Genomic DNA, 23,736 nt, shown 5'->3' on the forward strand with positions numbered 1-23,736 from the left:
TCACATAGGCAAAATGCGGCCCACCCGGCATCCGGGTGCGCCGCATTCAAGCCTATGTCACTCAAATGATGCTGATGGCCCTATCGGTTGGAGCAACCGGTGCAGGAAGGGTAGTCGAACCCATGAGGAACTTGTCGACCGCGGCCGCGCAAGCGCGTCCTTCGGCGATAGCCCACACGATCAGCGACTGTCCCCGACCGGCGTCTCCGGCGACGAATACCGATTCGGTGTTCGTCATGTAGTAGCCATCTCGGGCGACGTTGCCCCGGTTGTCGAATTCGATACTGACCTGTTCGTCCAATCCGGAAACTTCCGGACCGGTGAACCCGAGGGCAAGCAGAACCAGATCCGCTTTGATTACGCGTTCGGTTCCAGGCTTCGGGAGGCGCTTGCCAGCAACAAATTCTGTCTCTGCAACTGTAACACCGATCACCTTGTTTTGCTCAGTTCCCTCGCCGGAGATGAAGTTCACGGTCGAAGCCAGGTAGGTTCGCTCGCCGCCTTCCTCATGGGAGGTCTGCACCTCGAAAAGCACCGGCATCATCGGCCACGGCTGGTCTTCGCGGCGCTCGGTGCCCGGCTGCTGGCCGATGGCCAGCGTCGTGACGCTCGCCGCTCCCTGGCGCAGGGCGGTGCCGATGCAGTCCGATCCGGTGTCTCCGCCGCCCAGCACGATCACGTGCTTGCCCGCCGCATCGATGCGCGGGGCATCGAGCTGGCCGGCGACCACGCGGTTGCTCTCGGTGAGGAACTCCATGGCATGGTGCACGCCGTCGAGCTTGTTGCCCGGCACCGGCAGCTCGCGCGGCACCGTGGCACCGGTGGCCACGATGACCGCGTCGTAGTCGCGGCGCAGCTGCTTCCAGGAGATGTCCTTGCCGATCTCGATGCCGGTGCGGAAGATCGTTCCTTCGGCTTCCATCTGGGCCAGGCGCAGGTCGATGACCTGCTTCTCGAGCTTGAAGTCCGGGATGCCGAAGCGCAGCAGGCCGCCGATGGCTTCGTCGCGCTCGTAGACGGCCACGGTGTGCCCGGCACGGGTCAGCTGCTGGGCGGCGGCCAATCCGGCCGGCCCCGAACCGACGATCGCCACGCGGTGCTCGGTGTGGCGGGCAGGCGGCTGCGGCACGAAGTCGCCGGCGTCCATCAGGTGGACAGCCAGTTCCGCTTCGACCTGCTTGATGGTCACCGCGGGCTGGTTGATGCCCAGCACACAGGAGGACTCGCACGGGGCCGGGCACAGCTTGCCGGTGAGCTCCGGGAAGTTGTTGGTGCTCAGCAGCCGGGCGGCCGCATCATCCATCCGGCCCCTGTAGGCCAGGTCGTTGAACTCCGGGATCAGGTTGCCCAGCGGGCATCCCGAATGGCAGAACGGGACGCCGCAGTCCATGCAACGGCCGGCCTGCTCCTCCAGGATGCCGGACTTCTGGCGCTCGACGACCTCCTTGTAGTCCATCAGGCGCACCGGCACCGGGCGCTTGGGCTGGGTGACGCGTTCGGTCACCTTCAGGAATCCACGTGGATCAGCCACGGGTCACCTCCAAAATCTTGTTCCATACCTGCGGCGAATCCGGGTTCTGCCCGTTGGCTACTGCGTCGCTGCGCAGCTGCTGCACGGCGGCGAAGTCGCGCGGGGTGATGCTGGTCAGCCGGCTGCGGGTTCGTTCCCAGTCCAGCAGCAGGCGGGAGGCCAGCGGGGATGCGGTCAATGCGATGTGCTCGGTGAGCAGCTCGTGGATGCGTTCGGCTTCGGCATCGGTAATCGGCGCTACCAGCACGTCCGACTGCCCGGCAGCCAGCGGGTTCAGCTTGGCTGCATCGAAGTCCAGCACCCAGGCCACGCCGCCGGAGAACCCGGCGCCGAAGTTGCGGCCGGTGGCTCCTAGGATCAGCACCTGTCCCCCGGTCATGTACTCGCAGCCGTGCTCGCCGATGCCTTCTGTGACAATCGTGGCCCCGGAGTTGCGCACCGCGAAGCGTTCGCCGACCATGCCGTTGATGAACAGCTCCCCGCTGGTGGCGCCGTAGCCGACCACGTTGCCGGCGATGACCTGCTCCTCGGGTTTGGACAGGGTGGTGTGCGGCGGGTGGATCGCGATCCGGCCGCCGGACAATCCCTTGCCGACGTAGTCATTCGCGTCGCCCGAGAGCTTGAGTGTAATGCCCTCGGGAAGGAAGGCGCCCAGCGACTGGCCGGCGCGGCCCGAGAGGTTCACCTTGATGGTGTCCCGCTCCAGGGTCTGCAGCCCGAAGGTCTTGGTCACATGGTGGCCCAGCAGCGTGCCGGTGGAGCGGTCGGTATTCACGATCGCCGCGTCGATGCTGACCGGCAGGCGGTCAGCCAGCGCCGGTCCGGCCGCGGCGAGCAGCTGCTGGTCCAGGTGCGTGTCCAGCCCGTGGTCCTGGCCGATGCGGCGGCGGCGCGCCGCCAGCTCGGTATCCGGCACGTGGGTAATCGCATCCAGGGCCAGCCCGGAGACCTTGTCGTGCGCGGCGAACTGGGCGGGATCGGCCTGGAGCAGTTCGACCTTGCCGATCACCTCGTCCAGGGTGCGCGCCCCCAGCGAGGCGAGCAGCTCTCGCACCTCCTGGGCGATGAACTCGAAGAAGTTCACCACGAACTCGGCCTTGCCGGTGAAACGTTCGCGCAGCGCAGGATTCTGCGTGGCCACGCCCACCGGGCAGGTGTCCAGGTGGCATACGCGCATCATGATGCAGCCCGAGACCACCAGCGGCGCGGTGGCGAAGCCGAATTCCTCGGCACCCAGCAGGGCGCCGATCAGCACGTCGCGCCCGGTTTTCAGCTGGCCGTCGACCTGCACGGTGACGCGGTCGCGCAACCCGTTGAGGATCAGCGTCTGCTGCGCTTCGGCCAAGCCGATTTCCCACGGGGTGCCGGCATGCTTCAGCGAATTCATCGGCGAGGCGCCGGTGCCGCCATCGTGCCCGGAAATCAGCACGACGTCGGCCTTGGCCTTGGCCACGCCGGCCGCGACGGTGCCGATGCCGGACTCGGAGACCAGCTTCACGTGCACGCGGGCGGAAGGGTTGGCGCACTTCGCGTCGTGGATCAGCTGGGCCAGGTCCTCGATCGAGTAGATGTCGTGGTGCGGCGGCGGGGAGATCAGCCCGACACCCGGGGTGGAGTGGCGGGTCTTGGCGATCCAGGGGTAGAGCTTGGCGCTCATCAGCTGGCCGCCTTCGCCGGGCTTGGCGCCCTGGGCCATCTTGATCTGGATGTCATCGGCGTTGGCCAGGTACAAGCTGGTCACGCCGAAGCGGCCCGAGGCGATCTGCTTGACCGCGCTGCGGCGCACCGGATCGAGCAGCCGCTCCGGATCCTCCCCGCCTTCGCCGGTGTTGGACTTCGCGCCCAGCTGGTTCATCGCGATGGCCAGGGTTTCGTGGGCCTCGGCCGAAATCGAGCCGTAGCTCATCGCGCCGGTGGCGAAGCGCTTCACGATGGAGCTGACCGGCTCCACCTCGTCGATGGCGATCGGGGTGATCCCCTGGGTCTTGAACTTCAGCAGCCCGCGCAGGGTCTTGAGCTGTGCGGCCTGGTCGTCGACGGCCTTGGTGTACTCCTTGAACACGTCGTAGCGGCGGGTGCGGGTGGAGTGCTGCAGGCGGAAGACGGTTTCCGGGTTGAACAGGTGCGGCGGGCCTTCGCGGCGCCACTGGTACTCTCCCCCGGTTTCCAGTTCCAGCGGCTGGGCGCCGCCGTCGATCTCCGGGTAGGCGCGGGCATGGCGGGCGGCGGCCTCGGCGGCCACCACATCCAGCTCGATGCCCGAGAGCTTGGTGGCGGTGCCGGTGAAGTACTGGTCGACCACGCGCTGGGACAGGCCCACGGCCTCGAAGGTCTGCGCGCCGCAGTAGCTGGAGACCGTGGAGATGCCCATCTTGGACATGATCTTCAGCACTCCCTTGCCCAGCGCCTTGATCAAGTTGCTGCTGGCCTGGTGCCCGTCAACTCCGGGCAGCTCGCCGTTCTCGGCCATCTGCTCGACCGATTCCAGGGCGAGGTAGGGGTTGATGGCGCTGGCGCCGTAGCCGATGAGCAGGGCGATGTGGTGCACTTCGCGGGCGTCGCCGGACTCGATGATCAGCGAAACGCGGGTGCGGTTGGAGCTCTTGAGCAGGTGGTGGTGCACCGCGGAGGTCAGCAGCAGCGACGGGATCGGCGCCCAGGCCGCGGAGGAATCGCGGTCCGAGAGCACGATGTAGCGCACCCCGCGGTTCACCGCGGCGGAAACCTTCTCGCAGATTTCCTGCAGGCGGGCGCGCAGCTCGGATTCGCCGCCGGCCGGGCGGTACAGGCCGCGCACCTTCAGCGAGTACTTGGACCCGGATTCGTCGCGCAGGTGCACGATCTTGGCCAGCTGGTCGTTGGTCAGCACCGGGTAGTCCAGCGCGATCTGAGTTTGCGGGACACGGTCCAGGGACAGCAGGTTGCCGTCGGGGCCGATCGCGGTGCCCATCGAGGTGACCAGCTCTTCGCGGATTGCATCCAGCGGCGGGTTGGTGACCTGGGCGAAGGACTGGGTGAAGTAGTCGAACAGCAGGCGCGCCCGGTCAGCCAGGGCGGCAATCGGGGTGTCGGTGCCCATGGCGGCCAGCGGTTCGGCGCCGGTGGCGGCCATGGGAGCGAGCAGCACGCGCAGCTCCTCGGTGGTGTAGCCGAAGGTCAGCTGGCGCAGGGCCACGGAGGCGGAGTTGTGGCGCACGTGCTCCAGGTCCGGGAAGTCGGCCAGCGTCTTCAGGTTCTGCGAAACCCATTCGCGCCATGGCTTGGCGGCGGCCACTTCGGCCTTGATCTCGGCGTCCTCGACAATACGCTGGGCGTCCAGGTCCACGGCGAACATCTTGCCCGGGGCGACACGGCCCTTCTTCACGATGTGCTCTTCGTCGACGTCGATCACGCCGACCTCGCTGGCCAGGACCACCAGGCCGTCGTCGGTGACCCACCAGCGGGCTGGGCGCAGGCCATTGCGGTCCAGCACCGCGCCGGCCATCGCGCCATCGGTGAAGCAGACGGCGGCGGGGCCATCCCACGGCTCGATGAGCATGGACTGGTACTGGTAGAAGGCGCGCAGGTCCGCGTCCATCTGATCGTCGTTTTCCCACGGCTGCGGGATCATCATCATGATGGTCTCGGTCACGTTGCGGCCCGAGAGCATGAGCATTTCGGCGACCTCGTCGAAGGAAGCCGAGTCCGAGGCGCCGGCGGTGCAGATCGGGAACAGTTCCTCGGGCACCTCGCCGAGCAGCTCGGATTCCAGGGTCGACTGCCGGGCGCGCATCCAGTTGCGGTTGCCCTTGACGGTGTTGATCTCGCCGTTGTGCGCGATGGTGCGGAAAGGCTGAGCCAGCGGCCACGACGGGAAGGTGTTGGTGGAGAAGCGCGAGTGCACGATCGCGCAGCGGCTGGTGAAGCGGGCGTCGGACAGGTCCGGGTAGAACGGCTCGAGCTGCGCGGTGGAGACCATGCCCTTGTAGACGATGGACTGCGAGGAGAACGAGGCGAAGTACACGCCCATCTTGTTATGCGCGCGGCGGCGGATGCGCCAGGCGGCGGCGTCCAGCTCGCGGCGGGTGGCGGCCGGGGCGCCGGCGTGGGCGCCGATGAAGATCTGGGCGATGTACGGCATCACCTTGCGGGCCGAGGCGCCGAGCACGTCGGAATCAACCGGTACCTCGCGCCAGCCGAGCACCGCCAGGTTCTCCTCGGCGGCCATGGTTTCCAGTTCTTCCTGGGCGAAGGCACGTTCGCCGGCGTCGGCCGGGAGGAAGCCCATGCCCACGGCGTAGGAGCCGGCGGCGGGAAGATCGAATGCGGTGACGCTGCGCAGGAAGGCATCGGGCAGATGCAGCAGGATGCCGGCGCCGTCGCCGGTGCCTTCATCGGCGCCGATGGCGCCGCGGTGCTCAAGCCGGCGCAGGGCGGTCAGCGCGTGGGCGACGATCTCGTGGCTGGCATCGTTCTTCAGGGACGCGATCATCGCCAGGCCGCAGGCATCCTTTTCGGCCGCTGGGTCATACAGACCCTGCGCGCCAGGCAGCGCGGAAAAACGGGTGTAGGGCGAGGGGACCTCCTCGCCAAAACCTGGCGAGGCGTTCATCTGGACTCCGGTCATGCTCATGAGCGTGCCTTTCTGTGGTTCATGCAGGATAGGCGCGCGGCAGCCCCCGGTAAAGGGCTTATTCTTGGCAAGGGCTTCCGGCCGCCTGGATGTTTCATCTAGCTGAAACTTTTCGACAGTGCTAAGCGGGGTCTGCTTGCGCATCGAGGTTTCGGGGACGAACATTTCCCACCTCGTTGTGGTGCTGCACCAGCTGGCCTTTCCAGGGGTCGATCGACCAGCGTGGCGCGTGGATCACACGTTACGCAGGTTTTGTTTCTCGCATGCGCGTGCTTGTGTTTCAGGAATGTTAAAAACTTCTGCCGCTACCGGCGCGGAAAAAGCAGTTTTTTGCGGGCGGGGATCGCGAAAACCGGTTTTGCCAGCCGGTTTTGATAGCCGCCCAATGTTTCGGGCATGTTGCGCCCGAGGGGCGGAAAACTGCCCAGATTTTCCGGATATTTCGCCATATTGGGGCCAGGGCGCGTCATGAAAGCGGATCCGGGCAGCTGCTGGCGCGGCTTAAACCACCGGTGGCCGGCAAGCGTGGATGCTTGCCGGCCACCGGAATGGGGCTATGGAATTATTGCTGCCGCTCTGTGGCGTCGCTGCCCGGATCGGAGCTGGACTCCGCCGGTGAGTGCGCGGCGGGCTTGGCGCGATCTGCTTCGACCGGCTGCGCCGGGGCCCTGCCTGGCAGGTAGAACGGATCGACCTGCTGCTTGCGCAGCTTTCCCAGGACCACGATCAGCGCGAGGATGCCGGCGATGGCGATGCCGATCGCCAGCCACTGGTGCACGCGCAGGGCCAGCGGCCCGATGGCGATGATTTCGGCCGGGTCCAGGCGCAGCGATTCGGTGAAGGTGCGGCCGATGCCGTACCAGATCATGTAGCAGCAGAACAGTGCGCCGCGGCGCAGCTTGAACTTCCGGTCCAGCGCGATCAGCACCAAGGCGCCCAGCACATTCCACAGCGACTCGTACAGGAAGGTCGGGTGGAAGAGCGTGTCCGCGGGCAGCCCGGCCGGGAAGTTGTAGTTGTCCGCATCGATCTCCAGGCCCCACGGCAAGTCGGTCGGCGCGCCGAACAGCTCCTGGTTGAACCAGTTGCCCCAGCGCCCGGCCGCCTGCGCCAGCAGCAGGCCGGGCACGGCCGCGTCGACGAAGGCCGAGAGCCGGATGCCGGCTTTCCGGCAACCGATCCACGCTCCGAGTGCGCCGAGCGACACCGCGCCCATGATGCCCAGCCCGCCAAGCCAGATCTGCGGGATCTCGGCCAGGTGGGCGGTTTGCCCGCCGAGTCCGAAGTAGTACATCGGGTCGGTGATCAGCACATGGTAGAGGCGTCCGCCGATGATGCCGAAGGGGATCGTCCAGATGGCGATGTCCCAGAGCATGTCGGAGTTGCCGCCGCGGGCGCCGAGGCGCTTGTTGGTCAGCCACAGCGCGATCAGGATGCCCGCAAGGATGCACAGCGCGTAGGCGTGGATGGTCAGCGGGCCGATCGAGATCCTGGCGAATTCCGGCGGCGGCGAAGGGATGGAGGCGGGCAAGGCAAGCGCCAGCTGCGCGGCAAAAGCCATCAGGCCCGTCCGCTCAGTTCGGCGGCCAGGGCGCCCACGGCCGGCACTCCCCCGTCACGCAGGGCGGCGACCAGCGCGGTGCCGACGATCACGCCGTCGGCGTAGGCGCCGATTTCTTCCACGTGCTCGCGGCGCGAGACGCCCAGGCCCACGCAGGCATTTTCGGCGCCGGCGTTGTGGGCGGCGTCGACCACTGCCTGCGCGGCGGAGGACACCTCGGTACGGGCGCCGGTGACGCCCATCAGCGACACGCAGTAGACGAAGCCGGAGGACGCATCCACGGTGCGCTGCACCCTCGCTTCGGTGGACGAAGGGGCAATGAGGAACACGCGCTCCAGGCCGTGCTTCTCGCTGGCCTGGATCCATTCGGCGGCCTCGTCGGGCACCAGATCCGGGGTGATCAGGCCGGCGCCGCCGGCTTCGGCGAAGCGCCGGGAGAACTCGTCCACGCCCAGGCGCAAGACCGGGTTCCAGTAGGTCATGACCATTACTGCCACGTCGGTGCGTTCGGTGATTCCGCGCACGATGTCGAAGATCTGCGGGACCTTGAAGCCGTTGGCCAGCGCCTGCACGGTTGCTTCCTGGATCACCGAACCGTCCATCACCGGGTCGGAGTACGGGATGCCGATCTCGATGACATCCACGCCGTTCTCGGCCAGCGCCACGGCGGCCTCGATGCTGGTGGCGACGTCTGGGAAGCCGGCAGGCAGGTAGCCGATGAGGGCCGGGCGGCCCTCGACGCGGGCTGCGGCGATCTTCTGGGCGCTGGTCACGCGGGTCATCTACTTCTCCTCGGATTTCTGCGAGCCGGAGTTCTGCGCAGTGGCCGCGTTGATTTCGGCCTCGGCGTCTTTTTCGTCGATCATGTTGAACCAGGCGGCAGCGGTGCCCACGTCCTTGTCCCCGCGGCCCGAGAGGTTCGCGATGATGATGGTCTCTTCGGGGACCGCGCCTTCGGCGATCTTGCGCGCCGCCAGGCGGATGGTGCCGGCCAGGGCGTGCGCGGACTCGATCGCCGGCAGGATGCCCTCGGTGCGGCACAGCGCCTTGAACGCGTCCATCGCCTCGGTGTCGGTGACCGGCTCGTACTTCACGCGGCCGATGTCGGCCAGGTAGGCGTGCTCCGGGCCGACGCCCGGGTAGTCCAGGCCCGCGGAGATGGAGTGCGATTCGACGGTCTGCCCGTCCTCGTCCTGCATCAGGTAGGACTTCGCGCCATGCAGCACGCCCGGGCGGCCCAGGGTGATGGTCGCGGCGTGGCGGTCGGTGTCCACGCCGTCGCCGCCGGCCTCGTAGCCGTAGATCTCCACCTCGGGATCGTCGAGGAAGCCGTGGAAGATGCCGATCGCGTTCGATCCGCCGCCGATGCAGGCGGTCACCGCGTTGGGCAGGCGGCCGGTCTGGGCCAGGATCTGCTCGCGGGCCTCGTCGCCGATGACCTCGTGGAAGTAGCGGACCATGGCTGGGAATGGTGCGCCGCCGGCGGCGGTGCCCAGCAGGTAGTGGGTGTTATCCACGTTGGCCACCCAGTCGCGCAGCGCCTCGTTGATCGCGTCCTTCAGCGTCTGGGAGCCGACGGTGACCGGGATGACGGTGGCGCCGAGCAGGCGCATGCGCGCGACATTCAGCGCCTGCCGGCGGGTGTCTTCCGCGCCCATGTAGACCACGCATTCCAGGCCCATCAGGGCCGCGGCGGTGGCCGAGGCGACGCCGTGCTGGCCGGCACCGGTCTCGGCGATGATGCGGGTCTTGCCCATGCGCTTGGCCAGCAGCGCCTGGCCGAGCACGTTGTTGATCTTGTGGCTGCCGGTGTGGTTCAAGTCCTCGCGCTTGAGGAAGATCCGCACCCCGCCGCAGTACTGCTCGGAAAAGCGCTTGGCTTCGGTGAGCAGGGAGGGGCGTCCGGAGTAGTTCTTGTTCAGGTCCTTGACCTGGGCGATGAACTCGGGGTCGTTCTTGGCCGCTTCGAAGGTCTCGTTCAGCTCATCCATGGCGGCCATGAGGGACTCGGGCATCCATCGCCCGCCGTAGGCACCAAAGTACGGGCCGCTTGCGTGCCTTAGCGACTGTGCATCGATCGACTGGCGGTGCTCGGAGTTTTCCGGAGTGCTCATCGATTCCCTCTTTCCTCGTACGGAGCTTGATTCGTGGTAAGTCTCGTGCCCCGCCGGAAACTCCTGCGGGGCACGAAAAGCAGTTCTGGGTCCTTCGCCGCCGTGCGCGGCTAGCGCTGCGGCTTGGCGCCGGTACCGGCCTTGATGAACGCGGCGACCGAAGCGCGCGGATCGGCATGCTTCACCAGCGCTTCGCCCACCAAGACCGCGTCGGCGCCGGCCGCACCGTATTGGGCGACCTGTTCGGTGGATTCCACACCGGACTCGGCCACGATCACCGCCTGGGCCGGCAGCAGCGGAGCGAGCTTGCCGAAGGTGGCTGGATCGACGTCCAGCGTCTTCAGGTTGCGCACGTTCACGCCGATGATCTTCGCTCCGGCCTTGCTGGCGCGGGCGATTTCCTCCTCGGTGTGGGTCTCCACCAGGGCGTTCATTCCCAGCTGGTGAGTCAATTCTAGGAAAGATGCCAGCAATTCATCATTCAGCGCCGCAACAATGAGCAACACGAGGTCAGCGCCGTGGGCGCGGGCTTCGTAGATCTGGTACTCGTCGACCGTGAAATCCTTGCGCAGCACCGGAATCTGCACGGCAGCGCGTACCGCGTCGAGATCCTGCAGCGAACCGCCGAAGCGGCGGGCTTCGGTGAGCACGGAAATCACCGAGGCGCCACCGGCCTCGTATTCTGCGGCCAGTACGGCAGGCTCCGGGATATCTGCCAGCGCACCCTTGGACGGGGACTTGCGCTTGACCTCGGAGATGACACGCAGCGTGGTGTCGCGGGCGGCCTGGTCGGCATGGCCACCGAGCGCGGCGAAAGCATCGCGCGCAGGAGCTGCCGCTGCCGCGGCCTGCTTGATCGCTTCCAGGCTGGTGATTGCGCGACGGGCGCCCAGGTCTTCCCGGACGCCCGCGATGATCTCATCAAGAACAGTCAATTTAGTGCGATGCTCCGCTGCGAGCGCCGCCCACGCCGAAACCGGCTGCCTTCAGGATCCAGCCCAGGAGCAGGCCAACCACCATGATGCCGCAACCGACCCAGACGATGGACCAGGCGAAGTAGGCGAAGGCGATGCCGGCCACGATTGAACCGGCAATCATGGTCAGTACGCAGGCCCACGCTGCGATGGAGTTACCGTGGCCAATCTCTTCGGTGTATACCGGATCGAGCTCGGTGTTCTGCGACATGTTCGATGTCTCCTCATGTTGTGATGCTGCGTCCCGGCAGGGCGTTGCTGCCCGGGACGTTGGTCTTCAGGTTCCATTCTGCCACCTGCGCGCGGGAACCTCCTATTCCGGAAGCCTTCGTTTCGCGCCGGTGGTGCGAATCACGATCCGCTCGGGTTATTTCCGGCCAGCAGTCGGGTCTTCGCCGTCCGAGAGCTGCTCCCAGCTGGCGATGTTGCGCGAGGACTGGTCCTTGGGCTCCGCGCTGGACCTTGCCGCTTGCCGATCGTACTTGCTGGCCTTGGCGGGCCAGCGGCCGGCGAAGACGAACACCAGCACGGCCTGCAGCGCCATCAGCACTCCGGCGAACACCGCGACCGCTGGCCACGCGCTGAGCGTGTACTCGCCGACGTTCTGGGCCAGTCCGGTAGCTTCGGCCACGGTGGTGGAGGCGACGGCCTGCGGATCGCGCAGCGCCCCGAGGCCGGCGGCAACCACGGTGGCACCGGCGAGCAGGCAGATCGCCGCAATGATGTAGCGGGCGATCTTCCCGGCGATCAGCAGCGCCAGCGAACCGGCCAGCACCACCACGGAGACCGCGGTGACCGAGGCGGCCGCGGTGGCGCCGTCGATGGCGATCTGCGGGATCTGCACGGAGCTGGAGGCCACATCGACGGTGATCCATGTGCGGGTGGCCGACCAGAGGCCGATCAGTGCGCCGGCCATGCCGAAGAGGGCGAGGGTGCGGGCGCTGGTCAATTTCTTCACTTCGTTTCACCTGATTCGGTGTTGATGTTGTGGGCCGCACGCATCGACTGCGCAGCCCAGACGGCGCGCAGCGGGGCGGCTGCCTTGTTCACGGTTTCCAGGGCTTCGTCGGCGAACTTCGAGTCGTTGACGATGCCGCCGCCGGCTTGCACATAGGCGCGCTCCCCCTTGAGCAGGGCGGAGCGGATGGCGATGGCCATGTCCATGTCGCCGGCGAAGTCCAGGTAGCCGACCACGCCGCCGTAGATGCCGCGGCGGTACGGTTCGTACTCGTCCAGCAGCTGCAGGGCGCGGGGCTTCGGTGCGCCGGAGAGCGTGCCGGCCGGGAAGGTCGCGGCCAGCACGTCGTAGGCGTCCACGTCGTCGCGGGTCTTGCCCACCACATTGGAGACCAGGTGCATGATGTGGCTGAAGCGCTCGACCTCCATGAACTGGGTGACTTCCACGGTGCCGGCCTTGCAGACCCGCGAGAGGTCGTTGCGCGAAAGGTCAACCAGCATCAGGTGCTCGGCGCGCTCCTTCTCGTCGTTGAGCAGCGACTTCTCGTGCAGCTGGTCGTCCTCGTAGTTCGCCCCGCGCGGGCGGGAACCGGCGATCGGGTGGGTGACCACGTGCGAATCGTTGACGGTGACCAGCGCTTCGGGCGAGGAACCGACGATCTCGAACCGTTCGCCGTCCTCGTTGACGAAGTTGAACAGGTACATGTACGGGCTCGGGTTAGTCGCGCGCAGCACGCGGTAGACATCCAGCGCGTCGGCCTGCGTTTCCAGCTCGAAGCGGCGCGAGACGACGATCTGGAAGACCTCTCCGTCCACGATCGCGGTCTTGGACTTGGCCAGCGCCTTGAGGTATTCGTTTTCATCCCAGGAGTGGGTGACAGCTTCCATCAGGGTTTCGCGCGGCACATCGGTACCGGTGAGCACCGCCGCGGCCGAATCCACTGGCACGGCGAGCTGGTCGAGCATCGCCTGCAGGCGGGTGACGGCACCGTCGTAGGCGTCGTCGACGTTCTCGTCGCTGCCATCGAAATTGATCGCGTTGGCGATCAGCGTGACGGTGCCTTCGGCCGCATCATGGGCAGCCATGTCCGCTACCAGGTTCATGCTCAGCTCAGGCAGGTTCAGATCATCGGCCGGCGGGTTGGGCAGCTTCTCCCAGTGGCGCACGCATTCCCAGCCGATGAAGCCGACCATGCCGCCGGTCAAGGGAGGCATGCCGGGAACGGGTTCGGTCTTCAGCGCGCGCACGGTGTCGCGCAAGACCTCCACGCCCGCACCGCCGGTAGGCAGGCCAGCTGGCGCATGGCCCTGCCAGTAGGCTTCTGAACCACGGGTGCTCAGCGTTGCCGGGGAGTTCACTCCAATGAAGGAATAGCGGCTCCAGACACCGCCCGGGGCAGCCGATTCCATCAGGAAAGTGCCCGGGCGGCCCTGCGCCAGGGTGCGGTAGAGGCCGATGGGCGTGAGCGAGTCAGCCAGCACGGTGATAGTCACGGGGATGACACGACGGTTCGCGGCCATGGCGCGGAAGGACTCGCGGGACGGGGAAATCTTGCCAAGGGTTTTCATCTGTGTTCTTCTTCTACGTATTCTTCGAGCGCGTGCTGCGATGCGCAGCTGGGCGCGGCATTCCCGGCGCTAGCCAACCGCGTGTGCCGGTGCTTCGAAAGTCCTACTCGGGGCGGTGGCCCACGACGGCCGGCAATTCACGATCGGTGAAGCAGGATTCGGTGCCGGTGTGGCAGGCGGCGCCTACCTGGTCGACCTGCACCAGCAGCGCGTCCCCATCGCAATCCAGGGCAACGGACTGCACGAACTGGAAGTGGCCGGAGGTGTCGCCCTTGCGCCAGTATTCCTGGCGGGAACGGGAGTAGAAGGTGACCCGGCCAGTGGTCAACGTGCGGTGCAACGCTTCATCGTCCATCCAGCCGAGCATCAGCACTTTCCCGGAGTCGTACTGCTGCGCGATGGCAGCAAACAGGCCATTGGCATCTCGCTTGAGACGCCGGGCAATAGCCGGGTCGAGGCTGTGGGATTCAGGGCTCGGATTCGAGCCGTCGTTAGAAGTAGACATCACCATTAGCATACTGGTTTTCCGCGGAATCCAGAGACCTGTGACGTACCGCTCGTCGACGCGCCACGCCGTCTTGGCGACACCTCTTTCACCTTGCACAATTAGTCACTTGGAGCGTGCTAGTTTCAGAGGTGATGCACTTAGTTCAGGCTTCCAGACTTGCGTTGGCCGAGACCCTGCTTGCGGCAGGACCTACCGCCGACACCCTTTGCGACGGTTGGCAGACCCGCCATCTCGCCGCTCACCTTGTGTTGCGCGAAAGCTCACTGCTTTCTGCCGGCATGTTCTTCAAACCGCTGTCCAAGAAGCTCGAGGCGAAGCAGAACCAAATGGTGATCGCGGCGCAGACTCCCGAAGGCTATGCCGGGTTGGTCCGCAGCTTCCGATCGGGTCCACCCGCTTTCTCGCCGTTCGCCATCGACAAGGTCAACCAGTCGGCGAACCTCTCCGAGTTCTTCATCCACACCGAAGATGTGCGGCGTGCCCGCGGCCAGTGGGCTCCGCGGGTCCTGGACACCGAGTACACCGAACTGCTCTGGCAGTCGCTGACCCGCATGTCTCGCCTGCTGTTCCGCCATGCGCCAATTGGCATCATCCTGACGCGTCCCGATGGCCAGCGTCATGTCGCCAAGAAGGCTCCGAACGCTGTTTCGATTACCGGCCCGGTCACCGAGCTGATGATGTACTCCTTCGGCCGCATCGACCAGAGCCTGGTCTTGTTCGAAGGCGGGGAAACCGCATTGGAAATCGTCAAGGGCTTCAAGCCAGGGCTATAGAGCTCCCTTGGTTATTCACATTCGTGGGTGCGCCGTCCAAGTTCGCGTCGCACCGGCCTAGGATTTCGAGCAATCGATATCCAACAGGTCTGGAGCTTGGCCATGAACACGCGCAGAGTCCTTGAGCATTACCCCAGTGTCGCTATCGCCATCGTGCCCGCGTTCGTCTTGGTTGCCCTGGTATCAGCACTCTTCGTTTCAGTCGCTCCCGCCGATCCGGCGTCCTCGGCTTCATTGCCGACGGCTTCAAGTACCACGCAGGCACCTCCATCAAGCGAACTGGAGCTTCCGGAGTCGGCAGATATCACGTATGAAAAATCGGATTACGGAGTCCAGGACGCCGGAACGTACTTCTTCGACTTGCTCAATTATGAAATCATCTACCAGGACTCCGCCGATTTCACCCCGATAGTTACCGGAACATGCAAAGCGGAACAGTGCTGGAAGACCTTCCGCGAGCAAGAAGACCTCCGAACAGGTCCGGAAGACATGCAAACCGGCGGCTACTACTTCCTGCACACGGACTATATCGTCCGGTTTGACGGTAATTCTGCTTATCTGATGGGCGAGCTCACCTTGTCTGAACGTTCGCTCCTTCGTCCCGATCAGGAAACCATCATTGTCGAAGAACAAAATCTGGGTGAAATCACCATGGGACTTGAATACACCGACACCGGATGGAAAGTTTCTGCCATCGCGCTTGAGAGTCCCCCGAGTAAAGCACCGCTCAGCTAATTGAACGTGCCTGATTTCAGGCTAGGCGAATCCATGAGTCCTGAAATCAAACGTCGCCAGCCGCATCGTTATCACTCCAGACCGTCATCAAACGTGGTTACAGGTAATTGGGATTCGGGATTTAGCTGCCCTGAGTTTTCCACAGATTCCTCGAAAACTCTCCACTTTCTTGAAACACGGGCATAGGATGGCGCACAACCTGGCATTCCCAATGATCATGGAGAGTTCGAATGGACACTCGGAAAATTGCAGTTGTCGCGTCCGTTGCAGCTGTTGCACTCGCACTATCAGGCTGCAACGCAGGGAACGCTGAAGGGCCAAAGAGCTCACCGTCGACGGCGGCGGTAAACTCCTCCGCAACACCGTCTGGATCAGCAACTTCCTCGGTAGGCGAAACCCATAAGTACCAGCCAGCATCAGCGACAGGCCCAGCTAAAAACGTCCCTGTTCCAAAAATGTCCGCGGCCGCCAAAAAGAATTCTGAGGAGGGCGCCACTGCCTTTGCTGAGTACTATTTCGAAGTCATTAATTACGTAATACAAACCAACGATGGCGAGCCGTTGAAGAAATCCACCACTCGTCAATGCGAAGTTTGCGGTAAATCACTCATTGATCCGGCGGGACGTGCGCAGATAAGTGGCAAATGGCAAGTCGGAGGTGAACACAGTTATCAAGTTATTGACAGCTATAAATCATCAAACAACAAGGCCGTCGTAACGGTTCGTTTTGAAGTCGCCGCGGCAAACTTCTACATAAAACCAAACGAGCTCGAATCGAGAAAAGACAAACGGCCGTCGAAAACGGCCGCGATAGGAATGGAATATGATTCTGGCTGGAAGGTCTACATAATTGACATTGAGACGCCATCCAAATGAAAATTCAAACCTTTGTAAGCGAAATATTGCTCTATGTATTTCTCACGTCACCCGGAGTCACCTTCCCAACCGATATAGCTCCCTTCGCACGCCCTTGTCCACAGCTTGATCAAACTGAGCTCACCGAGACTAATGCCGAACATAGCTATGCTGAGTGCCAATCCCCGGAATCAGACAAATTTGAAGTGTGGAACGTTCCGGAAAAGGGTCCCAAGCGGGAGCAGGATGGACCTAAAGTGAAACCTCGATTGAAAATTCGGGATTTCTACGAGTGTCACACCGGGAACAGCGACGTGACCGGATGTGATTCCAACCCCGACAGACCTTCCTGCCCGGACGGGTCGCGCCCAATCACGCGGCAAGTACTAGCACTCGACGGCGAATTCATTCGGCAATTCTCGGTATGTCCTGGAGACCCACTTCCGGAGGATATACCAGAGGAATCGTATATAGATGAACCGCGAATTACTCTTGAAGCCTTCCGGTCCTTCCCGATCAAAGGTTCGACAGTCAGGAGTACTCCTACCACTTTCTCTCTGAGAAATGGTTATTCGCATTTCTGGGCGTCTCAAGAAACTCAATTATTTGACTCGAACTTATCGGGCGCAGAAATAAAAATCAAGGCCATACCGATTCAGTGGAACTGGAACTATGGGGATGGGACGACTCGAAATCTAAGTTTCCCTGGCGAACCGATGCCGCACCATACGCTGAGAGATGAAACCCCCACGAGTCACTCGTATGGAGAGACGGGAACTTTCAAGGTCGGGGTGACCACTCTCTACCGCGGAGAATTCAGCGTCGATGGCGGCGCGTGGCAAGCTATACCCGGTCAGGCTGCCGTCGCCAGCGTTCCTATTGAAATTGACGTTTGGCGGACCGAGAAGGAACTGATTGCCAACGAGTAGCCGGGTACAGCTAAGGCCCAGCACCATTTGGTGCTGGGCCTTCGGCTTACGTGCCTAGCGAACTGGGTAGCCAGCTTCGCGGATGGCCTGTTTGACCTTGGCGATCATGTCCTTCGGACCGAAGTGGAAAATCGAGGCGGCCAAAACGGCATCGGCACCTGCTTCAATTGCTGGAGGGAAGTCCTCAGGCTTTCCTGCACCACCCGATGCGATCAGCGGGACCGAGACCTCGGCGCGAACTGCACGGATCATTTCCAGATCGAAACCATCCTTGGTGCCATCAGCATCGATCGAGTTCAGCAGGATCTCCCCCACGCCTCGTTCAGCAGCTTCCTTGGCCCAAGCTACGGCGCACATTCCCGTGCCGGTCCGACCACCATGAGTAGTAACCTCGTAGCCCGATGCAATCGTCGGGTCATCTGTGCGTCGGGCGTCGAGCGACAGCACGAGTACCTGGGAGCCGAAGCGCTGGGTAATCTCGTTGATGACCTCAGGACGGTTCACCGCCGCGGTATTGATCGAGGCCTTGTCGGCGCCGTTGCGCAGCAGGCGATCGACGTCTTCGGCAGCGCGGACGCCTCCGCCTACGGTCAGCGGGATGAAAACTTCTTCTGCGGTATGGCGAACGACCTCATAAGTAGTTTCACGATCCGCGCTGGATGCGGTGACATCCAAGAAGGTCAACTCGTCGGCACCTGCATCATTGTAGCGACGGGCAAGCTCAACGGGATCGCCAGCATCGCGAAGCCCCGCAAAGTTCACGCCCTTCACAACACGTCCGGCGTCAACGTCGAGGCAAGGAATAACACGAATTGCAACGCTCATCAGCGAATTTTCCTTGTCTACTTAGATGCGGCAGGCGTGGATCTGGCTGACCAAGATGGCGCGGGCGCCAACTTCGTACAGCTCGTCCATGATGTTATTGGTCTGCGACTTCTTGACCATGGCGCGCACGGCCACCCAATCGGAGTTTGCAAGGTCCGACACGGTTGGCGATTCCAGGCCAGGGGTCAGCTCGCAAGCCTGGTCGGCAAGCTCGCGGCGGACGTCGTAGTCGAGCATGACGTACTGGCGGGCAACGAGCACACCGTTAAGGCGGCGGATCAGCACGTCCAAGCCGGATGGCTTGTGGCCGACACGGCCGATCATGACTGCTTCGGAGTTCAGCAGCGGATCGCCGAAGATCTCCATGCCAGCGGCCTTGATGGTATTGCCGGTTTCTACAACGTCAGCGATGGCATCGGCCACGCCCAGCCGGACCGAAGATTCGATGGCACCGTCAAGGCGAACGATCGAAGCCTGGATGCCGGACTTTTCGAGGTAGTGCCGCAGCAGCACGTCATAGCTGGTGGCAATGCGCTTGCCATTGAGCTGCTGTGCATCGTTGAAGGCGCCAACCGGGGCAGCGAAGCGGAAAGCCGATTTCCCGATGCCTAGCGAGAGCTGCTCTTCGACAGCGTCGTCGACATCTGCGTCAAGGTACAGATCGCGACCGGTGATGCCTACGTCCAGGATTCCCCGGCCGACATAGACTGCGATGTCGCGCGGACGCAGGTAGAAGAATTCAACTTGGTTTTCCTCATCGACCAGGACCAGTTCGCGGGAATCGCGGCGCTGGAGGTAGCCGGCTTCCTTGAACATGGTGGAAGCGATTTCGGATAGGGCACCCTTATTGGGTAGGGCTACGCGGAGCATTATTGACTCATTTCGTCATGAATGGCGCTGCGGCGATTAGCCATAAACAAGCGCCAAGGATTAATTCGTTGGCCGTTGTTTCTGCCGCCGTGCGTTGACTGCGACCTGATCGGCAGTGGATCAGGCCGCAATCGCGCGACGGCTATAGATGCTTGTAAACGTCGGCCAAGGTCATTCCCTTGGCGATCATGAGGACCTGAAGGTGGTACAGCAGCTGGGAGATCTCCTCCGCCGCGGCCTCATCGGTTTCGTACTCCGCAGCCATCCAAACTTCGGCGGCTTCCTCGACGATCTTCTTGCCGATGCCATGGACACCAGAGTCGAGTTCGGTGACGGTACGTGAGCCTTCCGGGCGGGATTGTGCCTTGAGCGATAGTTCGCTGAAGAGCTCGTCAAAAGTTTTCACGGAACTTATCCTAGCTGTTTTCTCTGCAGGGGCTGTATTCTGGTGGCCCTTTGTGACAGGGCCACCCGAATGCTATGGCAGTGTGGCTACCGTCATGACGGCAGCCGAGTAGGCTTCATAGCCTTTGTCCTCGCTGGAGTTTTCCAAGCCAGCGCGGTCAAGGGCCTGCTCTTCGTTATCGCAGGTGAGCACGCCAAAACCGATTGGTGTTTTGGTGTCCACGCTCACATTGGTTAAGCCATTGGCCGCGGCCAAGCAGACGTAGTCAAAGTGCGGGGTACCGCCACGGATGACCACGCCGAGCGCGATGACCGCGTCGTAGTCGCCGGCAAGGGTGGAGGCAGCGACCGGCAATTCGAAGGTGCCCGGTACACGGACCAGGGTGGTGCTCGATTCCAGACCGGCATCCTTGGCGGCGCGCTCGGCGCCGTCAATCAGTCCGTTCATGATCACCTCGTGCCAGCTCGCGGCCACGATGGCCACCTTGAGCTGTGAGAACTTCTCCTGAACGGCCAGGGCCTTCAGCTGTTCGCTGACATCGGCAGGTGCGCCATGCTTGCTCATCTTGATGCTCCTTCTATTCTTCTGGATTCGTGGGGTTCAGGCGCCGTGGTAGGCGTCGGCCTGCTGGTCATCGTCGGCATCGGGCAGATCCAGGTGGTGGCCGAAGCGCGTCTGCTTGGTGCGCAGGTAGGCCGAGTTCTGCTCACGCGGTGCAATCTGCAGGCCGATCAGCTCTGCTACCTTGATTCCCGCGTCATTCAGCTGTTCCTGCTTGTCCGGGTTGTTGCTCAGCAATCGGATTTCGTCCATGCCCATGGCCTTGAGGATGGCAGCGACGGCGAAGTACTCGCGTGCGTCGGCAGGGAAGCCCAGATGCAGGTTGGCGTCCAGGGTATCCATGCCGCCTTCCTGCAGGGCGTAGGCGCGCAGCTTGTTGGCCAGGCCGATGCCGCGGCCTTCGTGTCCGCGGATGTAGATGACGTGACCGCCTTCGCGGGCGATGGTTTCCATCGAAGCATGCAGCTGTTCGCCGCAGTCGCACCGGTAGGAACCGAAAATGTCCCCGGTGAGGCACTCCGAATGGATGCGCACCAGGTTGCCGGGCTTAGCGCCGTCGGGGCCGGCGTGGCTGAGCACGACGTGCTCGTGGCCTTCTGCGGTAGCAGCGCGGGCGGTGAAGTCCCCGAAGGCGGTGGGCAGCTTGATCGGATCGGTCAGCTCGATCTCGTCGTTGACTCGGCGCCAGCGGGCCAGGTCGTCGATGGAGATCAGCGGCAAGTTGTGTTCAACTGCGAAGACGCGCAGGTCATCCAGGCGCATCATTTCGCCGTCGTCCTTGGTGATTTCGCCGATCACCCCAACCGGTTCCAAGCCGGCGGCCTGGCACAGGTCGACCGCCGCTTCGGTGTGCCCGCGACGTTCCAGCACTCCCCCGGCCGCAGCTCGCAGCGGGAAGATATGGCCCGGGCGGGAGAGCTGGGCCGGTTCGGTGGCCGGGTCGGCCAGCAGTCGGCTGGTCAGCGCACGATCGGCAGCGGAAATACCGGTGGTGATCCCTTCGGCGGCGTCGCAGGTGACGGTGAAGGCAGTGCCCTTGGCATCCTGGTTGATGCCGACCATCGGGGCCAGGCGCAGCGCGTCGGCCCGCTTGGCGCCCAAGGGCACGCAAATCACCCCTGAGGTGAAGCGGATGGTGAAGGCCATCAGCTCGGCCGTAGCGTGCTGGGCGGCGAAGATGATGTCGCCCTCGTTTTCCCGGTCCTCGTCGTCGACGACCACTACGGCTCGTCCGGCGGCCAGGGCTGCCAGCGCGGTAGGGATGGAATCCAAAGTCGAGGTGCCCATTACTGCCGGCCTCCGAATTCATTCAGGCGTGCCACGTACTTGGCGAGCACGTCGACCTCGATATTGATCTTCTCGCCCACTTGGCGGGTGCCCATGGTGGTCTCGGCGAGGGTGATCGGGATGATGCCGACCTCGACCCAGTGCCCACCGGAATTCGTTGCCGGGGAGACTGCGGTAATGGTCAGCGAGATGCCGTCCAGCGCAATGGAACCCTTTTCCGCGGTCAGCGGCGCGTAAGCAGCGTCGATTCCAATGCGGAAGGTGGTCCACTGACCGTGGTCTTCGCGGGCCAGCACCTCGCCGACGGTGTCTACGTGGCCCTGCACCACATGCCCATCGAGCCGGCCTCCGGCGGGGGTGCAGCGTTCGAGGTTGACCTGGTCGCCGGTTTTCAAGGCGCCGATGGTGGTGCGGCGCAGGGTTTCGCCCATGACGTCGACGCTGAGCGTGTCGCCTTCCAGCTCGGTGGCGGTCAGGCAGACCCCGTTGACGGCAAGAGAACCGCCAAGGCCCAGGTTTTCGGTGTGGCCCGGGGCACGCAGGGTCAGTACTGCCAGATCCTTGCCGCTGAAGGTCTCGATGCCTTCTATGACTCCCTGGCCGGTGACAATTCCGGTGAACATGATTACTCCTTGAAAAGTTTGGGGTTGCTGGCGCTTAGGCGTGGGGCAACGGTTCTAGATGCAGGGCAATATCATCGCCCAGCCGGGTCAACGATTCGTTGCTGGCCGAATCCAGCCGGAAACGCTGCGCGTCACTGAGTGTGGTGGTGCTTGGCATGTTGACCGATGAGCTGCCTGCGCCGATCAGCACTGGTGCTTGGTAGCAGTAGATTTCGTCGGCCAGATCTGCTGCGATGAAGGCCGAGGCGACCGTGGCGCCACCTTCAATCAGCAGATGGGCCAGGCCCAACTCGTTAGCCCGGGCGATGGCCTCTTGCACGTCGTGGCTGCGGATCTGCGACCAATCGCTTCCCTGGGCGAGTGCCAGATCTGCTGGCAAATCGCGTTCACCCATGACCAGGCGGAAGGGCTGGCGCTCGTGCAGCTGCCCCTCGGGAGTGCGGGCGGTCAGCCGCGGGTTGTCGATGATCGCCGTGTTCGTACCGACCAGGATGCCATCCACGCGGGAGCGCAGGGTGTGCGCGTGGTTGCGCGAGGCCTCGGAGGTGATCCATTGGCTCGTGCCATCCGGTGCGTTGATCCGGCCGTCGAGCGACTGGGCAATTTTCACCGTGATGAACGGTCGACCTTCAGCCTTGGCGATGAACCAGCGGTGGTTCAGCTGCTTCGCCGCGGAGAAATCCTCCAGCTGGGTGGCTTGGGTTCCGTGGCTGCGCAGGTAGTCGGCACCTCCGCTGGCGGCGGTGTTATCCGAGACTGCGTAGTACACCTGCCCGATGCCGGCTTCCACGATGGCTCGGGCACAGGGACCTGTGCGACCGGTGTGGTTGCACGGTTCGAGGGTCACTACCATCGTTAGTTCGCGGGCCTTGGCAGGAGGCATCTTGCCCAGGCGCCGCAGTGCGTCGACCTCGGCGTGCGGATGCCCCGCCCCGATATGAAAACCGGTGGCGATGATATTTCCCTCGGCATCCAGGACGCAGGCGCCGACCAGCGGGTTGGCCCCGCGGTGGCCGCGTCCGGCGGTTTCCAGCGCGGTGCGCAATGCGGCGTCGAGCTGCTGGGTCGTAATCATGGTGCTGCTCCCCTTTCAGCGTTGGCGCGAGATGGTTGGATCGAGCATTTCGGTTTCAATCTGGGGTTTCGCGTCGCGCTTGGACTTGGCCCAGACGAAGAAGCCGACCAGGGTGAATGCCCCGTAGAACAGGTACATGAACGCGCTGGCGTAGTAGCCGGCGGAGAACAGCAGCGGCACGCCTACGGCGTCGACGGCGACCCAGATCAGCCAGAATTCGACCCAGCCCTTGGCCATGCCGTACGTGGCGAGCATCGAGCCAACGAAGGTCCATGCATCAGCCCAGACAGGTTCATAGGAGCCGAGGAGGCGGAAGATCGGTGTCACTGCGAGAGTGCCGAGGATCAGCACGGCGATCAGGCCCAGGCGAGCCTTGTTGGAAGCCCATTCAGGGGTGACGGCGCTACCGGTGCCGTTCTTGGCCTGCTTCCAGCGGTACCAGCCGAAGACCGAGACGGCGATGAACATGATCTGCCGGCCGGCTTGGCCCCAGAGGTTGGCAGTGTATCCGGTATCGAAAATGCTGCCCAGGAACACCGTCAGCAGCAACAGGTTGCCGACGATTCCGATAGGCCAGGCCCAGACTTTCCGGCGCATGCCGCCCACGGCGCTGGCCAGGCCGAAGATATTGCCTACGACTTCGCGCACCAAAAGTGCCGACGAGCCGATCGCAATTTGTGAGTTGAAAGCTTCAATGAGCCACCGCAGGAAATCCATCATTCCACCCTTCTCGAAGCGGCGGCTCCGGGGGTGTGCATTTGATGGGCCTGTGGCTCTGCTTTAGGAGATAGACCCGGTGCGGGCTATCGGCAGTACCAGTAGGCATATCAAATTCGTGCTTCTCCCATCCAGACTTTAACTGTCGGTACCGGAATTTCACCAGTTCAACCGTTCCCTCAGCTTGTGGCTTTGGTTGCGGGTCGCGGACTATCACCGCCGGTTCGGACTTTCACCGACCCCGGAGCACGTATT

General features: G+C 63.6%; 23 protein-coding genes and 1 riboswitch. Of the genes, 4 read left to right on the top strand and 19 right to left on the bottom strand.

The window, feature by feature from the left end; translation table 11 throughout:
- Window positions 1–61: 61 nt before the first annotated feature.
- From ACIP6G_RS00840 to hisI, 11 genes are all read right to left on the bottom strand, one after another.
- Window positions 62–1,531, bottom strand: coding sequence for a glutamate synthase subunit beta (locus tag ACIP6G_RS00840; protein WP_400288163.1), 1,470 nt, complete (start codon window positions 1,529–1,531; stop codon window positions 62–64).
- Complete coding sequence (gltB, locus tag ACIP6G_RS00845) at window positions 1,524–6,143, bottom strand: glutamate synthase large subunit (protein ID WP_400288165.1); 4,620 nt, start codon at window positions 6,141–6,143, stop codon at window positions 1,524–1,526. Before gltB ends, ACIP6G_RS00840 begins: the two co-directional genes overlap by 8 nt.
- 305 nt (window positions 6,144–6,448) lie before the next feature.
- Window positions 6,449–6,613 (bottom strand): hypothetical protein, encoded by a 165-nt coding sequence (locus ACIP6G_RS00850; RefSeq protein WP_400288167.1) that lies wholly within the window; start codon window positions 6,611–6,613, stop codon window positions 6,449–6,451.
- A gap of 92 nt (window positions 6,614–6,705) precedes the next feature.
- A complete protein-coding gene (gene lgt, locus ACIP6G_RS00855; RefSeq protein ID WP_400288169.1) occupies window positions 6,706–7,704 on the bottom strand; it encodes a prolipoprotein diacylglyceryl transferase in 999 nt (332 codons plus the stop codon).
- The gene (trpA, locus tag ACIP6G_RS00860) at window positions 7,704–8,486 is read right to left on the bottom strand and encodes a tryptophan synthase subunit alpha (protein ID WP_400288171.1); all 783 of its coding nucleotides are present in this window, start codon (window positions 8,484–8,486) and stop codon (window positions 7,704–7,706) included. The genes lgt and trpA overlap by 1 nt, the downstream gene beginning before the upstream one ends.
- Window positions 8,487–9,818 carry a tryptophan synthase subunit beta gene (gene trpB, locus ACIP6G_RS00865; protein WP_400288173.1) on the bottom strand — a complete coding sequence of 444 codons (1,332 nt, stop codon included), beginning with the start codon at window positions 9,816–9,818 and terminating at the stop codon, window positions 8,487–8,489.
- A 110-nt stretch (window positions 9,819–9,928) separates the two neighbouring features.
- Window positions 9,929–10,753, bottom strand: coding sequence for an indole-3-glycerol phosphate synthase TrpC (trpC, locus tag ACIP6G_RS00870; RefSeq protein WP_400288174.1), 825 nt, complete (start codon window positions 10,751–10,753; stop codon window positions 9,929–9,931).
- A 1-nt stretch (window position 10,754) separates the two neighbouring features.
- Entirely contained in the window at window positions 10,755–11,003 is a 249-nt protein-coding gene (locus ACIP6G_RS00875; protein WP_105656709.1) for an HGxxPAAW family protein, read from the bottom strand.
- Window positions 11,004–11,159: 156 nt separating this feature from the next.
- A complete protein-coding gene (locus ACIP6G_RS00880) occupies window positions 11,160–11,750 on the bottom strand; it encodes a Trp biosynthesis-associated membrane protein (protein ID WP_133834236.1) in 591 nt (196 codons plus the stop codon).
- The gene (locus tag ACIP6G_RS00885; protein ID WP_332727224.1) at window positions 11,747–13,318 is read right to left on the bottom strand and encodes an anthranilate synthase component I; all 1,572 of its coding nucleotides are present in this window, start codon (window positions 13,316–13,318) and stop codon (window positions 11,747–11,749) included. The genes ACIP6G_RS00880 and ACIP6G_RS00885 overlap by 4 nt, the downstream gene beginning before the upstream one ends.
- A gap of 103 nt (window positions 13,319–13,421) precedes the next feature.
- A complete protein-coding gene (gene hisI / locus ACIP6G_RS00890) occupies window positions 13,422–13,823 on the bottom strand; it encodes a phosphoribosyl-AMP cyclohydrolase (protein ID WP_400288177.1) in 402 nt (133 codons plus the stop codon).
- A gap of 134 nt (window positions 13,824–13,957) precedes the next feature.
- Here hisI and ACIP6G_RS00895 point away from each other — a divergent pair, with 134 nt between their 5' ends.
- From ACIP6G_RS00895 to ACIP6G_RS00910, 4 genes are all read left to right on the top strand, one after another.
- A complete protein-coding gene (locus ACIP6G_RS00895; RefSeq protein WP_286134102.1) occupies window positions 13,958–14,599 on the top strand; it encodes a TIGR03085 family metal-binding protein in 642 nt (213 codons plus the stop codon).
- 102 nt (window positions 14,600–14,701) lie between these two features.
- Window positions 14,702–15,334, top strand: coding sequence for a hypothetical protein (locus ACIP6G_RS00900; protein ID WP_400288179.1), 633 nt, complete (start codon window positions 14,702–14,704; stop codon window positions 15,332–15,334).
- A gap of 230 nt (window positions 15,335–15,564) precedes the next feature.
- On the top strand, window positions 15,565–16,209 hold the full coding sequence (locus tag ACIP6G_RS00905) for a DUF6318 family protein (protein WP_400288180.1): 645 nt from the start codon (window positions 15,565–15,567) through the stop codon (window positions 16,207–16,209).
- The gene (locus tag ACIP6G_RS00910; RefSeq protein WP_400288181.1) at window positions 16,206–17,117 is read left to right on the top strand and encodes a hypothetical protein; all 912 of its coding nucleotides are present in this window, start codon (window positions 16,206–16,208) and stop codon (window positions 17,115–17,117) included. The genes ACIP6G_RS00905 and ACIP6G_RS00910 overlap by 4 nt, the downstream gene beginning before the upstream one ends.
- A 54-nt stretch (window positions 17,118–17,171) precedes the next feature.
- Here the strand turns inward: ACIP6G_RS00910 and hisF are convergent, their stop codons facing one another.
- From hisF to pnuC, 8 genes are all read right to left on the bottom strand, one after another.
- Window positions 17,172–17,942 carry an imidazole glycerol phosphate synthase subunit HisF gene (gene hisF / locus ACIP6G_RS00915; protein ID WP_105656715.1) on the bottom strand — a complete coding sequence of 257 codons (771 nt, stop codon included), beginning with the start codon at window positions 17,940–17,942 and terminating at the stop codon, window positions 17,172–17,174.
- Between the two features lie 21 nt (window positions 17,943–17,963).
- A complete protein-coding gene (gene hisG, locus ACIP6G_RS00920) occupies window positions 17,964–18,812 on the bottom strand; it encodes an ATP phosphoribosyltransferase (protein WP_105656716.1) in 849 nt (282 codons plus the stop codon).
- A gap of 142 nt (window positions 18,813–18,954) precedes the next feature.
- The gene (locus tag ACIP6G_RS00925) at window positions 18,955–19,218 is read right to left on the bottom strand and encodes a phosphoribosyl-ATP diphosphatase (protein WP_038991810.1); all 264 of its coding nucleotides are present in this window, start codon (window positions 19,216–19,218) and stop codon (window positions 18,955–18,957) included.
- Window positions 19,219–19,290: 72 nt separating this feature from the next.
- On the bottom strand, window positions 19,291–19,782 hold the full coding sequence (gene ribH / locus ACIP6G_RS00930; protein ID WP_400288183.1) for a 6,7-dimethyl-8-ribityllumazine synthase: 492 nt from the start codon (window positions 19,780–19,782) through the stop codon (window positions 19,291–19,293).
- Window positions 19,783–19,818: 36 nt separating this feature from the next.
- Complete coding sequence (gene ribB, locus ACIP6G_RS00935) at window positions 19,819–21,066, bottom strand: 3,4-dihydroxy-2-butanone-4-phosphate synthase (protein WP_400288184.1); 1,248 nt, start codon at window positions 21,064–21,066, stop codon at window positions 19,819–19,821.
- On the bottom strand, window positions 21,066–21,689 hold the full coding sequence (locus ACIP6G_RS00940; protein ID WP_400288186.1) for a riboflavin synthase: 624 nt from the start codon (window positions 21,687–21,689) through the stop codon (window positions 21,066–21,068). Before ACIP6G_RS00940 ends, ribB begins: the two co-directional genes overlap by 1 nt.
- A 34-nt stretch (window positions 21,690–21,723) precedes the next feature.
- Window positions 21,724–22,764 (bottom strand): bifunctional diaminohydroxyphosphoribosylaminopyrimidine deaminase/5-amino-6-(5-phosphoribosylamino)uracil reductase RibD, encoded by a 1,041-nt coding sequence (ribD, locus tag ACIP6G_RS00945; RefSeq protein WP_400288187.1) that lies wholly within the window; start codon window positions 22,762–22,764, stop codon window positions 21,724–21,726.
- A 15-nt stretch (window positions 22,765–22,779) separates the two neighbouring features.
- Window positions 22,780–23,481, bottom strand: a complete 702-nt coding sequence (gene pnuC / locus ACIP6G_RS00950; protein WP_105661574.1) for a nicotinamide riboside transporter PnuC — start codon at window positions 23,479–23,481, stop codon at window positions 22,780–22,782.
- 115 nt (window positions 23,482–23,596) lie between these two features.
- Window positions 23,597–23,734, bottom strand: a riboswitch (FMN riboswitch).
- Window positions 23,735–23,736: the final 2 nt, after the last annotated feature.

Source organism: Glutamicibacter sp. NPDC088483 (assembly GCF_044753145.1).
In the GTDB taxonomy this organism is placed as follows: Bacteria; Actinomycetota; Actinomycetes; order Actinomycetales; family Micrococcaceae; genus Glutamicibacter.

What these genes read in the sequence shown, in the direction of transcription:
- gltB (WP_400288165.1), bottom strand. Translation starts at nt 6,143, where the DNA reads ATGAGCATGACCGGAGTCCAGATGAACGCCTCGCCAGGTTTTGGCGAG.
- ACIP6G_RS00850 (WP_400288167.1), bottom strand. Translation starts at nt 6,613, where the DNA reads ATGACGCGCCCTGGCCCCAATATGGCGAAATATCCGGAAAATCTGGGC.
- lgt (WP_400288169.1), bottom strand. Translation starts at nt 7,704, where the DNA reads ATGGCTTTTGCCGCGCAGCTGGCGCTTGCCTTGCCCGCCTCCATCCCT.
- trpA (WP_400288171.1), bottom strand. Translation starts at nt 8,486, where the DNA reads ATGACCCGCGTGACCAGCGCCCAGAAGATCGCCGCAGCCCGCGTCGAG.
- trpB (WP_400288173.1), bottom strand. Translation starts at nt 9,818, where the DNA reads ATGAGCACTCCGGAAAACTCCGAGCACCGCCAGTCGATCGATGCACAG.
- ACIP6G_RS00875 (WP_105656709.1), bottom strand. Translation starts at nt 11,003, where the DNA reads ATGTCGCAGAACACCGAGCTCGATCCGGTATACACCGAAGAGATTGGC.
- ACIP6G_RS00885 (WP_332727224.1), bottom strand. Translation starts at nt 13,318, where the DNA reads ATGAAAACCCTTGGCAAGATTTCCCCGTCCCGCGAGTCCTTCCGCGCC.
- hisI (WP_400288177.1), bottom strand. Translation starts at nt 13,823, where the DNA reads ATGTCTACTTCTAACGACGGCTCGAATCCGAGCCCTGAATCCCACAGC.
- ACIP6G_RS00895 (WP_286134102.1), top strand. Translation starts at nt 13,958, where the DNA reads ATGCACTTAGTTCAGGCTTCCAGACTTGCGTTGGCCGAGACCCTGCTT.
- ACIP6G_RS00900 (WP_400288179.1), top strand. Translation starts at nt 14,702, where the DNA reads ATGAACACGCGCAGAGTCCTTGAGCATTACCCCAGTGTCGCTATCGCC.
- ACIP6G_RS00905 (WP_400288180.1), top strand. Translation starts at nt 15,565, where the DNA reads ATGGACACTCGGAAAATTGCAGTTGTCGCGTCCGTTGCAGCTGTTGCA.
- ACIP6G_RS00910 (WP_400288181.1), top strand. Translation starts at nt 16,206, where the DNA reads ATGAAAATTCAAACCTTTGTAAGCGAAATATTGCTCTATGTATTTCTC.
- hisF (WP_105656715.1), bottom strand. Translation starts at nt 17,942, where the DNA reads ATGAGCGTTGCAATTCGTGTTATTCCTTGCCTCGACGTTGACGCCGGA.
- hisG (WP_105656716.1), bottom strand. Translation starts at nt 18,812, where the DNA reads ATGCTCCGCGTAGCCCTACCCAATAAGGGTGCCCTATCCGAAATCGCT.
- ribH (WP_400288183.1), bottom strand. Translation starts at nt 19,782, where the DNA reads ATGAGCAAGCATGGCGCACCTGCCGATGTCAGCGAACAGCTGAAGGCC.
- ribB (WP_400288184.1), bottom strand. Translation starts at nt 21,066, where the DNA reads ATGGGCACCTCGACTTTGGATTCCATCCCTACCGCGCTGGCAGCCCTG.
- ACIP6G_RS00940 (WP_400288186.1), bottom strand. Translation starts at nt 21,689, where the DNA reads ATGTTCACCGGAATTGTCACCGGCCAGGGAGTCATAGAAGGCATCGAG.
- ribD (WP_400288187.1), bottom strand. Translation starts at nt 22,764, where the DNA reads ATGATTACGACCCAGCAGCTCGACGCCGCATTGCGCACCGCGCTGGAA.
- pnuC (WP_105661574.1), bottom strand. Translation starts at nt 23,481, where the DNA reads ATGGATTTCCTGCGGTGGCTCATTGAAGCTTTCAACTCACAAATTGCG.